Origin of the sequence: Neochlamydia sp. S13 (genome assembly GCF_000648235.2) — a bacterium.
GTDB lineage: Bacteria > Chlamydiota > Chlamydiia > Chlamydiales > Parachlamydiaceae > Neochlamydia.
Map to the genome: position 1 here is coordinate 499,648 of NZ_AP017977.1, position 14,562 is coordinate 514,209.

At 39.5% G+C, this 14,562-nt stretch carries 11 protein-coding genes; 8 read left to right on the forward strand and 3 right to left on the reverse strand.

Annotated features, from left to right (window positions below; genetic code table 11):
* Window positions 1–208 precede the first annotated feature (208 nt).
* From TY21_RS01935 to TY21_RS10920, 5 genes are all read left to right on the forward strand, one after another.
* Window positions 209–1,213 (forward strand): ligase-associated DNA damage response exonuclease, encoded by a 1,005-nt coding sequence (locus TY21_RS01935; protein WP_042239472.1) that lies wholly within the window; start codon window positions 209–211, stop codon window positions 1,211–1,213.
* Entirely contained in the window at window positions 1,210–2,802 is a 1,593-nt protein-coding gene (locus tag TY21_RS01940) for an ATP-dependent DNA ligase (RefSeq protein ID WP_042239470.1), read from the forward strand. Before TY21_RS01935 ends, TY21_RS01940 begins: the two co-directional genes overlap by 4 nt.
* Window positions 2,792–5,203, forward strand: coding sequence for a ligase-associated DNA damage response DEXH box helicase (locus TY21_RS01945; protein WP_042239468.1), 2,412 nt, complete (start codon window positions 2,792–2,794; stop codon window positions 5,201–5,203). Before TY21_RS01940 ends, TY21_RS01945 begins: the two co-directional genes overlap by 11 nt.
* Window positions 5,200–5,841 (forward strand): ligase-associated DNA damage response endonuclease PdeM, encoded by a 642-nt coding sequence (gene pdeM, locus TY21_RS01950; RefSeq protein ID WP_052354376.1) that lies wholly within the window; start codon window positions 5,200–5,202, stop codon window positions 5,839–5,841. The genes TY21_RS01945 and pdeM overlap by 4 nt, the downstream gene beginning before the upstream one ends.
* A gap of 541 nt (window positions 5,842–6,382) precedes the next feature.
* Window positions 6,383–6,532: a hypothetical protein gene (locus TY21_RS10920; protein ID WP_158623001.1), complete on the forward strand. Its 150-nt coding sequence runs from the start codon at window positions 6,383–6,385 to the stop codon at window positions 6,530–6,532.
* A gap of 351 nt (window positions 6,533–6,883) precedes the next feature.
* Here TY21_RS10920 and typA read toward each other — a convergent pair whose 3' ends face one another.
* Window positions 6,884–8,683 (reverse strand): translational GTPase TypA, encoded by a 1,800-nt coding sequence (gene typA / locus TY21_RS01955; RefSeq protein WP_042239491.1) that lies wholly within the window; start codon window positions 8,681–8,683, stop codon window positions 6,884–6,886.
* 206 nt (window positions 8,684–8,889) lie between these two features.
* On the opposite strand from typA, the gene mgtE reads away from it, so the two are divergent.
* A complete protein-coding gene (gene mgtE / locus TY21_RS01960; RefSeq protein WP_042239490.1) occupies window positions 8,890–10,344 on the forward strand; it encodes a magnesium transporter in 1,455 nt (484 codons plus the stop codon).
* Between the two features lie 75 nt (window positions 10,345–10,419).
* A complete protein-coding gene (locus TY21_RS01965; protein WP_042239466.1) occupies window positions 10,420–11,121 on the forward strand; it encodes a class I SAM-dependent methyltransferase in 702 nt (233 codons plus the stop codon).
* Between the two features lie 293 nt (window positions 11,122–11,414).
* Here TY21_RS01965 and TY21_RS01970 read toward each other — a convergent pair whose 3' ends face one another.
* Together TY21_RS01970 and TY21_RS01975 are read right to left on the reverse strand one after the other, a co-directional pair.
* Window positions 11,415–13,040 (reverse strand): IS1634 family transposase, encoded by a 1,626-nt coding sequence (locus TY21_RS01970; RefSeq protein ID WP_130589484.1) that lies wholly within the window; start codon window positions 13,038–13,040, stop codon window positions 11,415–11,417.
* Between the two features lie 122 nt (window positions 13,041–13,162).
* Entirely contained in the window at window positions 13,163–13,777 is a 615-nt protein-coding gene (locus tag TY21_RS01975) for a hypothetical protein (protein ID WP_052354671.1), read from the reverse strand.
* A gap of 277 nt (window positions 13,778–14,054) precedes the next feature.
* Between TY21_RS01975 and TY21_RS01980 the strand changes: the two genes are divergently transcribed.
* The gene (locus TY21_RS01980) at window positions 14,055–14,312 is read left to right on the forward strand and encodes a hypothetical protein (RefSeq protein WP_130589485.1); all 258 of its coding nucleotides are present in this window, start codon (window positions 14,055–14,057) and stop codon (window positions 14,310–14,312) included.
* The last annotated feature ends 250 nt before the right edge of the window (window positions 14,313–14,562 follow it).

Genomic DNA, 14,562 nt, shown 5'->3' on the forward strand with positions numbered 1-14,562 from the left:
CTTAAGTAATTTCTAAATATTCTCCTTTGCTTGGATACTTAGCTTAACTATTGGTCCATTTAAGGAGAGAAAAAGATAGCTTTAGCAAGGGATTTGCGGTTGGTTAATTTATTTAATTCCTTTAAGGATTGTGGGGCTAGATAAGAAAACCGTAGATGCCAGCAAAGAAGCTTTTGCACGTTAAATTTATTTACTGGCAAAGGTCTAAATGAGAATTCCCTTAGAAGTGAGACGGGAGGGATTATATTGTTGCCCTGGGCAATTTTATATTGATGCATGGAAACCCGTGCCCTTATCTATCATTACCCATGCCCATGGAGATCATGCCTATCGCGGCCATCAACATTATATCGCTTCAAAAGATTCTAAAGATTTACTGCTACATAGATTAGGAAGTCATATTTCGTTACAGGTGCTTTCCTATGGTGAAAAGATAAAAATAAAAGATTGTTGGGTATCGCTTCATCCGGCAGGTCATATTTTAGGCTCTTCGCAAATACGTATAGAAACAAGTAACACCGTTACCGTTATCTCCGGCGATTATAAAAGAGCTTTAGATCCCACTTGTCAGCCTTTTGAAACATTAGAATGCGATATATTTGTCACCGAATCTACCTTTGGCTTGCCTATCTATCGCTGGCAAGATAGTTTGGAGATAGCTAAGGAGATGTTTGAGTGGTGGGAACAAAACAAAGCCCACAATCACCCTTCCATTATTTATTCCTATTCATTAGGAAAAGCCCAACGTATTCTCTCTTTATTAAAGTCTTTTACAGACCAGCCCGCCTATTTGCATGGAGCTATGATGCCATTGACGAAAATCTATGCAGAAAAGGGGATTGAAATGCTGCCCTTTATTGCCTGTAGTGAACAACCAAAAGGCTATACATTCTCAAAAGATCTGATTTTAGCGCCTCCTTCTGCCGCAGGCTCACCTTGGTTAAAACGTTTTCCTCACTTTCGTGCAGCTGCAGCTTCTGGATGGATGCTGGTAAGGGGAGCCCGTAAAAGGAAAGGCATGGACCAAGGATTTGTGCTATCCGATCATGCGGATTGGGAAGGATTAATACAAACGATTAAGCAGAGCCAAGCTAAAGTTGTGTTAACTACTCATGGGAACACTGATGTACTAGCAAAATATTTGCGTGAGCAGCTGCATGTGGATGCTAGGGAATTAAGAGGATTAGATGTGTTAGAGGAAGAGATCGATTGAAAAATTTTACGGAATTGTTTGATCTGATTGATCAAACTTCATCAACTAATGAAAAGCTACGCTATATGGAAGAATACTTTAAAAAAGTTCCTTCCGAAGATGGCGCCTGGGCATTATTTTTCTTAAGTGGACATAGGTTAAAAAGGTTAATAGGCTCTAAGACTTTACTCTCCTGGTGTGGAGAAATTACCCAGTTGCCAGCCTGGCTGATTGAAGAATCCTATGCTTCAGTAGGGGATACTGCCGAAACAATATCTTTATTGTTAGAGCAATCTTGTAGTAAAAATCATTTGATTGATTTGCCTTTGTCTGCCTGGATGGAAAACCTTATTCTACCTTTAAAGTCCAAGAAAGAGGAAGAGCAAAAAAGTGCGGTTGTAGAAATTTGGAAGAGCCTCAGTAAAAAAGAGATTTTTATCTTTAATAAAATTCTTACAGGCGGCTTTCGCATCGGTGTTTCCCAGCTATCGGCTATTAAAGCTGTAAGCCAAGCTCTTCAGGTACCGAAAGAAGTGCTAAGTCAACGCGTCATGGGTCATTGGCAGCCTACTGCCAATTTTTTTGATAGCTTAAGGGTTGTTGAAGAAAAAAATAACTATTTAAACCCTTACCCTTTTTACCTAGCTTCGCCTTTGGAAGGTAACTTGGAAGCTTTGATCCATCCCCATGAATGGCAGGCAGAATGGAAATGGGATGGTATCCGCGCGCAAGTTGTTTTTAGAGAAAAAGCAGCAGCTATTTGGTCGCGTGGTAATGAGCTTATCTCTGATCAATTTCCTGAGATCCTAGAAGGAATACAAAAATTTCCCCATGGAACAGTGCTAGATGGCGAAATCCTTGCTTATGAGAATGAAACCCCTTTATCCTTCGGGGTATTACAAAAAAGGCTAGGAAGAAAAGCCCCTTCCAAAGCTATCCAAAAAGAAGCTCCTGTCGTATTTATGATTTATGATCTTTTAGAATATAACAATGTAGACCTTCGAAAAGAAGCTTTAATCAATCGGCGTAAGATTTTAGAAGAATTAGCAGAAATTCATCCGAAATTTCTAATCTCTCCTCTCATTGCTTTTAACGCGTGGGAGCAGATCCATGAAAAACGCTTAATGGCTAAGCATACTTTAACCGAAGGGATTATGCTTAAACGCTTGAACTCTCCCTATGGTACAGGGAGGCAAAGAGGAAATTGGTGGAAATATAAAATAGATCCTATGACCATCGATGCCGTCCTTCTTTATGCTCAAGCGGGTACAGGTAGAAGAGCAAATTTATATACAGATTATACTTTTGGAGTGTGGCATCAGCAGGAACTCATTCCTATCACTAAAGCCTATTCGGGATTATCTCAGCAAGAAATTGATAAGCTCGATCGATGGATTAGGCGTAACACCGAAGAAAAATTTGGCCCTGTGCGTAAAGTGAAAGCTGAACAAGTTTTTGAAATAGCTTTCGAAGGCATCCAAAGTTCTAAAAGGCATAAATCGGGGATTGCTCTACGTTTCCCTCGCATTGCTCGCTGGAGAAATGATAAACCTTTTACTGAATGCGACACCCTACAACAAATTAAGCTAGAATTTTTGAATGAGCAATAAAGAATTAGCTTTCATTCTGGATTGGTTAAAAATAAAAGAATGGAGCCCTCTTGCCTTTCAGCAAGAAGCTTGGAAAGCATTTTTTGAAGCAAAGGATGGGTTAATTTCCGTCCCTACGGGGGCAGGTAAGACCTACGCAGCTTACCTTGCCGCTTTATCCCACCTCCATCATCATCGAGCTAAAGGTGTGCAAATCCTTTATATTACCCCTTTAAGAGCCTTGGCTAGTGACATTCAACTAGCTCTTCAACAACCTATTCTTGATCTTAAGCTTCCCTATCGAGTAGAAAAAAGAACAGGAGACACCACGACAAGCCGAAGAGTTAAACAAGCTAAAAATCCTCCGGAGATTTTGCTGATTACCCCTGAAAGTTTGGCGCTAGTGATAAGCAATGCAGGAGCCAAGGAGCAGCTTGCCCACTTACAGGCCATTATTATCGATGAGTGGCATGAACTTTTGGGAACAAAACGTGGTGTCTTACTAGAACTTTGTATAGCGCGTTTAAAAAGCTGGAGTAAAAGTGTAAGGATATGGGGGCTGACAGCGACGCTTGGCAATCTGGAGGAAGCCGCTCAGGTTTGTGTAGGCATAGATCGTAAAGCTTCTTTGATTGTGACTAAGATGCCAAGGGAAGTTATCCTAGAGACTTTATTACCGAGTAGCGTAGAAAAGCTGCCGTGGGCAGGAAAATCGGGTCTAGGCATGCTTCCCTATGTCCTTGCTAAGCTCTCTCCTCACCAATCGACCTTGATATTTACCAATACTCGCTCGCAAGCCGAGCGCTGGTATCAAGCAATAGAAGAGGCTAAACCTGAGTGGAAAAATTTAATAGGTTTGCACCATAGCTCTATCGACAAAAAAGAAAGAGAACTCATTGAACAACGTCTGAAAGAGGGGATCCTGAAATGCGTAGTGTGTACTTCTTCGCTGGATTTAGGAATTGATTTTTCTCCTGTAGAGCAAGTGATTCAAGTAGGATCGCCCAAAAGTATTGCCCGTTTATTGCAAAGAGCAGGTCGTTCCTCTCACCGTCCTCTTACTCCTTGCCGCTTGTTTATTGTTCCTACCCATGCTTTAGAGATTGCTGAATTGAAAAGCTATCGTAAGGCCTTACAGCAGCAGTTGATCGAAAATCGTATGCCCTTGACGCATACATTCGATGTTCTTATCCAGCACTTAGTGACTTGTGCGATTGGTGGAGGATTTAATAAAGATGAAATGTTTAAAGAGATTAAAACGACCTATGCCTTTAAAGATTTAACACTAGAAGAATTTGATAGCTGCCTAGAATTTTTAATTCATGGAGGGAAAGCTTTAACGGCCTATCCTGAATATAAAAAGCTTGTGATAGAAGAAAATCTTTATAAAGTTGTCGATAAAAAAATCATTCAGTTTCATCGCCTAAATATCGGTACGATCACCTCTGAGCCTCATATTCCTGTGAAGATGGCTAATGGAAAATCCTTAGGGATCATTGAAGAAAATTTTTTATCCAGCTTGAAAAAAGGCGATCGTTTTTTGTTTGGGGGACGTCTCTTAGAACTTATTCAATTTCGTGACCTAACAGCTTATGTGCGCCTTAGTAAAGGGGTGCCTAAAACTGCCGCCGTATGGCGCGGTGGCAGGCTTCCATTTTCAGCTCCTTTAGGAAAAATGTTAAGAGAATCTTTAAATCCCTCTCCAGAGATCTACCCGGAAAATGCTTTTTTAGAGCAAATTCTTGCCATACAAAAAAAGCTTTCCTCTATTCCCCACGAAAATGAGATGCTTATCGAGAGTTTAAAATCACGAGAGGGCTGGCATCTTTTTTTTTATCCTTTTGAAGGCAAAGCTGTCCATCAGGGACTTGCTTATATTATTGCTTCCCGCTTATCTAAAAGTAACCATGGTACATTTACCTTAAGTTCTAACGATTACGGCCTTGAAATTCTTAGCTGCGCGCCTTTCCACGAAGAAATTTTAAATAATGCTTTATTTGCTTTCGATAAGCTGGAAGAAGAGATCACCTCGCTTATCAATCTTCATGAGCTAGCGCGCTCTTCTTTTCGAGACATCGCCCGCATTTCAGGGCTTATTTTTCAAGGCTATCCAGGTAAACATAAAACTCATCGTCAAGTGCAGGTGAGTAGTAGCTTGCTCTATGAAGTTTTTAGTAAATATGACCCCTCGAATTTATTAATACAACAGGCAAAAAGTGAGGTAATCCATCAGCAGTTTGAGTTAAATAGAATTTTGCAAGTATTGAAAAGATTATCCACCTCCCTTATCATTCTTACGCACCCCCCCAAATTAAGTCCATTGGCTCTGCCTCTTTATATAGAAAGAGTGAGTGGTCATCTTACCAATGAAACTTTAGAAGAGCGTATTGAGAAAATTAAAAGTAGCTGGAAAAGAAAATGATAACGATAAAAATCCGTGGGCAGACTATTCATTTGTTACCGCAAAGGGCTGCTTATTGGGAAGAGAATAAAGCTTTGATAGTCGCTGATATTCACCTCGGAAAAGCAGCCACTATGCAAAGAGCGGGAATTGCTGTACCTGAAGGGGCTATGGATCAAGACTTGATCAACCTTAAAAATATAATCGAACATACAGGCGCTCAACGCTGTATCGTGGTAGGCGATCTTATTCATGCCCAAAATGGCCTCTCTGAAGGCGTGCAATCAAAATTTGGCGAGTGGCTTTCTATCATCAATTGCTCAGTAGATCTTATCCTGGGCAACCACGATCAAGCGTTAAAAAATTATATGCCGGCAAGCTGGAAATTACAGGTCCATCAAGAATACTTGGCGATCAAGCCTTTTTACTTTAACCATTTTCCTATAACCATAGAGAACCACTTTGTTTGGTCAGGGCACCTTCACCCTCAAATTTTACTCAAAAGTAGGCACGATCAGCTAAATTTGCGCTGCTTCCAAATTTCCGACTCTCTAGCTGTTTTGCCAGCCTTCAGCGATTTTGTAGGAGGTTCTACTGTCTCTAAGAATGCAGACAATCGCATCTTTGCACTAGCCGGTAAAAAGGTGGTCGAAATATAAGACGTGCAAGCCCTTATTGGTTGCCGATTTAGCAAAGCCTTAATCTGGTTCTTTGATCTTTAAGTTGAGCATTCCGTGGGTCGCTTTATTGATAGATTCAATTGCCTTTTTAAAATTTCTCAGTGGAAGGGTAGAGATCATCTATAATGTTCTACTAGAAAGACGGCTATGCTGTTTAATCCTACAAGTTTAAGCCCATTTCTGCGTGCTAGCGAAATATTTTTCTGTTTTCTCGAGACTTCCTTGTCTTTGGCAAATTTCCCCTAGATTGTAAAGCCCTTTTGCAATATGCGAATCCCGACTTTGACAGTTGCATACATTCGAAACATTTAACCTACATTCCGCAGGTCAAAATAATAGCGTGATATTATTTTTCTAATAATTCTTAAGGATTGGCTGAAGTCCTTTTTAAGAAAAAACTACCTTTGTTCCTCTTAAAGCAAAGAAAAAGAGGATATAAACAATGCAAGAGTATAGTAGCAAAGATCTGGACCACTTAGGAATTGTTTCTGCCATGGGTGACAAAATTAATTGAGTGAGCATGATAGATCAGCTAATTCCTCCTGTTCTCCGAGCTATTATAGCAACAGGAGAAGGTGCCAAATTAATGGTCATCAATGGATTAGGTTTTACTTTGCCTCCTTTAGCTCTAGAGCACAATTTTGTGCAAGTCAATTTATGGAGCGATTAGTAGGGAGGCCATGTAAGTCTGGAAATGTATCTGATGATCGTTTAGGTAGAGCTCTAGACCGCTGCTACAAATAGGGATGTGATGCTATTTTTTCAGCCATTGCCAGGCAAGCTTGAATTTCTTAAAATTAAAATCTCCCTCAATCACTTTGCTTTAAAATACAAAATAATCCTTAAAGCCAATCAGATGGTTTATCAAGAACTATAAACTTTACAGATAAATGGCGTTGTTGCGGAAGGTGAGTAAATAAAGAAGGGACTAGGAAAAAGAAAAGGCATCAATAAATCGCCTGCTTAGCATAGGCAGAAAAAGTATTCAGGAGATACTTTCTCTGCCTTTCTTTTTATAAGTTTACTTACGTTTACGTTCTTGTTCGGTAAGAAAACGTTTACGCATACGAATAGCATCAGGGGTAACTTCGATCAGTTCATCGTCTTGAATATAGTCGATTGCTTGCTCGAGAGTAAATCTACGGGCAGGCACTAGAATAACGTTCTCGTCACTGCCGGAGGCACGCATATTCGTTAGCTGTTTGCCTTTAGAAACGTTGACCATCAAGTCATTATCGCGGCTATTTTCGCCGACGATCATCCCCTCATAAATATCATCACCTGGTGAGACAAACATGGTGCCTCGATCTTGTAAGTTGAAAAGCGAGTATCCTGTGGCTTTTCCTGGAGCCATAGAGACTAATACTCCACGCAGACGACCAGGAATTACACCTTTCCATGGGGAGAAGTTTTCAAAGATAGAGGTAAGAATCCCTAAGCCGCGTGTTTGGGTTAAAAATTCATTACGGTAGCCCATTAATCCCCGTGTAGGCATTAAGAATTCCATACGGGTGATTTTATGCTCATCGGTATCCAGATGCTGCATTTCCCCTTTACGGCGGGATAACTCTTCGATCACTGTACCAGCATATTCCTCAGGTACTTCAATATGCACACGTTCCATCGGTTCATGCTTTTCACCCTCGATTTCTTTAATCACGACGGTAGGCTTAGAGATACTAAATTCAAAGCTTTCGCGGCGCATTGCTTCAATAAGTACGGCCAAATGCAATTCACCTCTTCCAGCGACAGAAACTTTTTCATCGGTGGCGTCAATACGTAAGGAAATATTTGCTTTTTTCTCTTTTTCTAGCCGCTCACGGAGTTTGTTCATAGTTACATGCTTACCACTACGACCTACAAAGGGGCTGTTGTTGACTGTAAAGTCAATAGAGACGGTAGGCTCATCCAGTTTGATAGGAGGAAGGTGAACAATTTTACTTGGATCGGTAAGGGTATCGCCGATCATGATCGAAGGGATTCCGGATAAAATTACAATATCGCCTACAGAAGCTTCTTCGAGTTCAATTCTTTCTAGGCCACGAAAGCCTTCTATGCGGGAAATCGTTGATTTTGTCTGCTTGCCAGAAGCATCAATATGGATGACCTGTTGGCCTTTTTTAAGTGAGCCTTCTAAAATACGTCCTGAAGCTTGGCGGCCTAGGAAGTCATCATAATAGATGGTAGAAACTTGCATAAGAAAGGGATTCTCAAGGTCCCCTTTAGGTTCAGGAACTGCATCGATAATCAATTCAAAAAGAGGACGCATATCCTCTCGAGGATCATTAACATGTTGGGTAGCAAATCCTGATAACCCTGAGGCATAGCAATAGCGGAAATCTAATTGTTCGTCAGTGGCCCCTAGCTCATTAAAAAGATCAAAGGTAAGATCTAAAACTTTGTCGGGATTGGCATGGGGACGATCGATCTTGTTAAGAACGACAATAGGTTTTAGACCCATTTTAAGAGATTTAGATAACACAAAACGCGTTTGGGGCATAGGGCCTTCTTGTGCATCGACTAGCAATAATACGGAGTTAACCATTCCAAGAATTCGTTCCACTTCCCCAGAAAAATCCGCGTGTCCAGGCGTATCGATAATATTGATTTTGAAATCCTCAAATTGAACGGCAGTGTGTTTAGCAAAGATTGTAATTCCCCGCTCTTTCTCTTGATCATAGGAATCCATGATACGTTCGGGTATTTGTTGATTATCTCGGAAAATATTGGACTGCTTAAGTAAGGCATCCAATAGAGTGGTTTTTCCATGGTCAATGTGAGCGATAATGGCTATATTACGAATCTTATTCTTTGATGGCATCATAAAGGTATACTTTTGTGAATTATTAATATGAAACTTATTAATGCTAACACGCTTTAAGTATACATTTCAATGCTTAAAGTATTTTTTGCAAAACTAGAGAGCGTTTTATGTTGTTTAAATTACTATCTAGCCTTTAAACTGAATAACCCTAAAGCTAATAACTTCTCTCGGAGATTCGATGTGGAGGCGTCTTGGAAGCTACAATTCATAATAAAAAAGAAGATAATGACGAAGAACATGGCTATACTTTTAGCTTATTAGATTCAAAAAGAAGCCATCTCGATGATGTATTAAATGAAAAGCTTGAAGATGCTTTTCATCAGCATACCTCTGATATTCTTTTGCATGATGTAGCTAAAATTGCTAGCCAGCATGATCCCATTGATATGGCCCACGCCGTAACCCGTTTGCCTCCTCAGGCGCGTGTAATTGTCTATGAAAATCTTCCGGATTTGAATGCCAAAATTATCTTTATGATCAATACGAGCAGCTCTACCCGTTCTGCAATCTTTCGGCAGATTGATGATAGCGAAATTAAAAGTTTGATAGAAAAAATGCCTCCTGATGAAGCAGTCTGGATCTTAGACGATATGTCTGATCGAAGAATGAGAAGAGTCTTTGATCTTTTAGAACCCAAAAAAGCACAACGTATTAAAGAGCTTCAAAAGCATGACCGCCATAGTGCAGGTCGCTTAATGACAGACGAGTTTTTTGCTTTTCATATGAATACTACAATTGGGGAAGTGTCCGCTTATATTCGGGATAATCCCGGGATAGAGTTAACACGTCGAATTTTTGTTTTGAATGATGAGGGCCAGCTGGTGGGTTATGTACCGGGTCGAAATCTTATTGTAAATCCTCATTATCTGCCTTTGCGCCAAATCATGCGTCCAATTTTGCAGAAAGTCACTGTAGATGTTTCTCGTGATGAAGTGGTAGATGTCGTGGAGCGTTATAAAATTCCTGCCTTGCCTGTTGTGGATGAAAATGAGCATTTAAGAGGAGTAATTACCTATGAAAGTGTAGTAGAGGCCATGGAAGATATTGCCGATGAAACGATTGCTAATATTGCTGGTACTGCCGAAGATTATAGGGAGTACGAACCTATTTTAAAAAGATTTTTAGGAAGAGCTCCTTGGCTGATGGTGACTCTATGTGCAGGCTTAGTTTCTACCGGGGTCATGTCTCATTTTTATGATCGTTCTTGGTTTGCTTTACTACCTTTTTTTGTGCCTCTCATTACGGGTATGTCGGGTAATGTAGGGATTCAGTGTAGCACTATCCTCGTACGAGGATTGTCAACAGGGGATATTTCTCCCGGATATAAAAGTGAGGCTATTAGCCGTGAGCTTGCTATAGGCTTACTGATTGGATTAGTATTTGGTTTAATTTGTGGAACTGTAGTCTATCTGCTTAATTACTTTGGAGTGCATCATCTTCAGGCTGATCCTTTATCCTTAGGGATTACAGTTTCTTGCGGAGTGTTTGGGGCCTGCTTAGCGGCAACAATGCTAGGCTCTTTTTCGCCCTTCTTTTTTGTGCGGTTTGGTATCGATCCTGCGGTTGCTTCTGGACCTATCGTCACAGCTTTCAATGATGTATTATCCACTTTGATCTTTTTTCTCTTTGCTCGCTTAGTTTATGCTTTCATTACTTAAAGGAAAAAGCAAACTTTGATAAGCGCTCACAGTTTTTAAATTTACAAGCTTAAGAGGCCTTAAGGAAGGAAAATTATGCCTAAAATTGCAGGAAAAGATGTGAAAGAGTATCTTACTTTGCTTAGCGTCAATTTAGTAGTAAAGGTAAAAAATCTTCGAGAATATGTAAAGGTTATCTATCGTTATTATCGCAAGCTTTCCTACGCGGTAGTGGATAGCTCACTTCTTCTTATGTATCTTTTTGATAATCCCTTTACAGTCAGCCGTCGCTATTTTTCTTGCCGTTCAGATAGCGAAGAATACATTTATGGAGAAACACCTTTAACCACATTAGAAAAAATTTCTAAAGAAGCGCGTATTCATTCCCAGGATCTTGTCATTGAACTAGGGTGTGGGCGTGGCCGTACCTGCTTTTGGCTACAAAAGTTTACAGGCTGCCGTGTGGTAGGTTTGGATATGGTTCCAGATTTTATTCTTCGTGCTAAGCGTATTCAGCATAAATTAAAAATTACCCATTTAGAATTTAAGCAAGAAAATTTTTTATTAGCAGATCTTACTAAAGCTTCTGTCATCTATTTGTATGGTACTTGTTTAGAAGCTCAAACCATCAAAAGGTTAATTGAACAGTTAAAACAGTTAGCAGCAGGTACACGCATCATCACGGTCAGCTATCCTCTAACTGACTATACCGAAGAGCCTACCTTCGAAATTATGAAACGTTTTTCAGCACCTTTTACCTGGGGGAAGGCGGACGTTTATATTCAAATTAAGAAATAGCTGGCAATAAGTCATGAAAGAATAGCAGAAAAATTTCTCTTTGGCGTGCGTGAAAGTGATTTAAATTGCTAATTCATAAGAGAAGCTAACCAAAGTTGTGCCTCTATATATTTTTTATTGCCACGTAGGTAATCATTTAAAGATCATGCGAAGGTGTCTTTTAAACCATAAGCTTTTATGTTAGGGGATCTAATATTCAATCTACACTCTTTCTCCCCCTTCGGCTTGATAATTCTTAAGGTAGGCTTAATCAAGCAGAAAAGTGGAGAAAAAAACTTAAGAACCGTGATTTCTCACCACATTTCAGAATAATAGAATTTTTGGTAAGGAGGCCCTAAGCATCTAAGGATAATTCTATGGCGTTCTTTCAAATTGGTAATTTGCAATTTTTTATGGTCAATAAAGACCATATGCAGGCCTAGGAAACAGAAAAACACCCAGCGTGTGGTTGGCTTTTGCGTAGGTTTCTTAAGCTGATTTAAGAAGTTCTCACCATTTTCTCGCAATTTTTCTCGAATTTTATATTCAAGCGCAGAATAGACTAAAAGGCATAGAGTCATTACCATTAAAAGAGCTTCTATTCTTTCTGGCTTTTTTAGAAAGAAAGAAGAGACTAGGAAATCGGGACTTTTCAAGAATCTAAATCCTCTTTCTACACTTTGCTGTGCTTTATATGTTTTCAAAACTTCCTGAGCAGGAAAAGCGATTACATCCATATCATTAGTTGCTAAGATGAAAAACCCTTTACTCCTCTCTAACTCTGCTTTGTTAAGCAAAGAGCAGGCTACTGTGCCTTCTAGGTGATAGCTAAGTATAGAAGGTGCTTGCCCAGCTTTTGGTCGACCAGATGTAGTATGCTTTTGAGTTGCTATAACTTGAGGTTCTATAATTTGTATATATTTAAGCTTTTTTGCAAACTTATCTAATTGGCGCTTAGCATCATTGGGGCATGAAAACTCTTGCTTTATAAACTTAAAGAAAGCTTTGGATTCTTTCTCACTGCCCTTAAGATAATGCTTGGCTAAAGTGCGGCATTCTCTTTGATAGGCCGCTTGGCTAAAGATAACTACCCATCTTTGTTCAACACCGGCATAGCAAGAGGTACTTTCAAAAGCTCGATAGCCTTCTGTTATTTCTACCGTCTTGTCGTAAGGCACTTCAAATATGAGCTCTTTAGCCTCTTTGATTTGCATGGGTACACGCGTGACAAATAAGCTTTGTTCTTCTTTAAGAACTTGTAAGGTAGCTGGCGTATAAAGAGCACTGTCTCCTACTATATAACGATTCTCTACCGCTTGCCGAAAGCTTTTAAGATGTTCGCCAACAATTTGCGTAAAGGCGGCCTTATCACTGCTATTGCCATCAGCCGCTTGCATGTATAAAGGAATATTGCCTTCATTGGAGGTGATAAGCTGCAAGACGGCTTGATTTAAATCAGGCCTATGGTCTCTACTGTAGCCTTGCACTAGGCGAATGCATGCTTCTCCTTGTTCTAATAGGCTCTCATAGTTTCCATCTACGTGAAAGCTTGTGGCATCTAAATGTAAACTTTTTACTTGGATGCCAAGCACTTTGATTGTATGTAAAGCTATTTTAGTAAAAAGCTCGGTCACTCCCAACTCAAATAACTTATCCAGCGCTCTCCCCAAAACATTATCATCAATCTGCTCGGGAATGACTGGCGTACCTAGCAAATGATCGATGGGTTTATCTTCAAAGTACTCAGAATACATGTAAAGCGTCCGACTTACAAATCCCAATCCATTTAAGATCATGCATTTAACAGCTTGCCCATAGGTTAAATGCTTATTCTTCGCCTGGTTACCTACTGCTTGATCAATAAGGTCAACTAACCCTATCTCCTCACACATTCCAGCTACCAATCCTAAATGATCGACGTTTTGCGTATCTATCTGCATAACTTTTAGTCGTTTAGTTTAATCCCTTAAAGAAAACATCTTACTCGATTAGTCTTCAAAATTCCTAATTATTTTTTTTGCTGAGGAATGTAAGTAAGAAGGTCGAGGGGCAACAAAGCCTTTTATAAAGAGCTATTGGGATTCATGTTTTGCCAATGATAATGATCAATCTGGAAAGTTAGCATCAGTATAAGCAGACGATAATCGATAGCCTGTTCGCGGAACAAAGTAGGATCTAGGATCTCCACCGTCCAATCATCTTTTAAGCTAAAAAAATGCCTCCATAGGTAGGCAAACACTTGATGGGAAGCAGGGTCGATAACGGTATATTTAGTGCCGCAAAGATTTATCTTTGCTGAAGCAGCATGATAGCCATCTGCACGATATAGATCGAAAATGGGGAAAAAGTGAACAATTTTTTCTTCTACTTTTCCTAATAATTGTTCGTCTCCATCATAAATGTCAAGGCTGGCTCCCCAATCAAAAAAACTCATATAAGCTTTTGCTTGTAATTTATTATGGGCATCATAAAACAAATAATGGGAAGCTCCTTCCTTAATATGCTTACGATGCACAGTTCCCATGGGCTGATCTTTAGAAAGAATATCGAAAGTATGGGTAAGAGAAATCCAATGCTGTCTAATAAAAAATTTTGAAGGGATCTCTTCGGCTTGAATGGTTAGCTTGTTAAAAGCTACAAAGAAAAGTAGAAGGATGATTAGCTTTTTTTTTAGCATGTAGCCTCCTTAGATAGAATGGTAAATAGCAAGTGGGCTACCAACAATTTAAGTTTATTTCTTTTTAAAAGTCGATGAATTTTAATTGCTGGAGTAGGCTTTAAAATTTAATGGGGGTAGAAAAATTAATTAGAAGCTGTCTATGCAGGCCGCTAAGCTTGCTGCCTGTATTAAAATAATGGTTAGGGGATAGGCTTTTAGGTTGTTTTATAATTAAAAGTCACCTTATAATTAGTTTTTCGAGAAGCGTTTATAGGATCAAGTAGGGAGCGAGTACATGAAATTTATTTTATATTTTATTTTCTTTGGTTTATTGTTTTACGTCATCGCTTTATACTTTCCTGAAGCATTCCAAACGTTAGTTTCTTGGGCCGATAAAGTCTTTGCTTTTCTTCAAAATTTATTTATAGCAGCTATAGACAAAGCAAATTTAATGATGTCTACCCCTCCTGCCATTCCTGAACAACCTGTTCATTTTGAGGCTCCTCAAGAGCTAGCATGCCTATGGAATTACCCTTCCTCATCTAGCTTATAGGCCTTTTGATTAATAATTCTATGGATTTATCCAGGCAATATTGAAGATTGGTTATTAATGAGAGATAGCCTCTACGCAAGGGAATCTTAAAAAAGTATCCCTGACAATTACGTTCTTTGCCCTTGTTGGTTTCGTCATAACTTTAGAGCCTCCTGCTTTCGAATATTTTAACAGAATGGCTATGTCTACAGGTAGCCGTAAAATCAGGGTTTTTTCTGAGTAGCTTCTTCTGAAAGCTTCTTCTTAAATA

Coding starts and splice junctions, on each gene's coding strand:
- TY21_RS01935 (WP_042239472.1), top strand. CDS start 209: ATGAGAATTCCCTTAGAAGTGAGACGGGAGGGATTATATTGTTGCCCT.
- TY21_RS01945 (WP_042239468.1), top strand. CDS start 2,792: ATGAGCAATAAAGAATTAGCTTTCATTCTGGATTGGTTAAAAATAAAA.
- pdeM (WP_052354376.1), top strand. CDS start 5,200: ATGATAACGATAAAAATCCGTGGGCAGACTATTCATTTGTTACCGCAA.
- TY21_RS10920 (WP_158623001.1), top strand. CDS start 6,383: ATGATAGATCAGCTAATTCCTCCTGTTCTCCGAGCTATTATAGCAACA.
- typA (WP_042239491.1), bottom strand. CDS start 8,683: ATGCCATCAAAGAATAAGATTCGTAATATAGCCATTATCGCTCACATT.
- TY21_RS01965 (WP_042239466.1), top strand. CDS start 10,420: ATGCCTAAAATTGCAGGAAAAGATGTGAAAGAGTATCTTACTTTGCTT.
- TY21_RS01970 (WP_130589484.1), bottom strand. CDS start 13,040: ATGCAGATAGATACGCAAAACGTCGATCATTTAGGATTGGTAGCTGGA.
- TY21_RS01975 (WP_052354671.1), bottom strand. CDS start 13,777: ATGCTAAAAAAAAAGCTAATCATCCTTCTACTTTTCTTTGTAGCTTTT.
- TY21_RS01980 (WP_130589485.1), top strand. CDS start 14,055: ATGAAATTTATTTTATATTTTATTTTCTTTGGTTTATTGTTTTACGTC.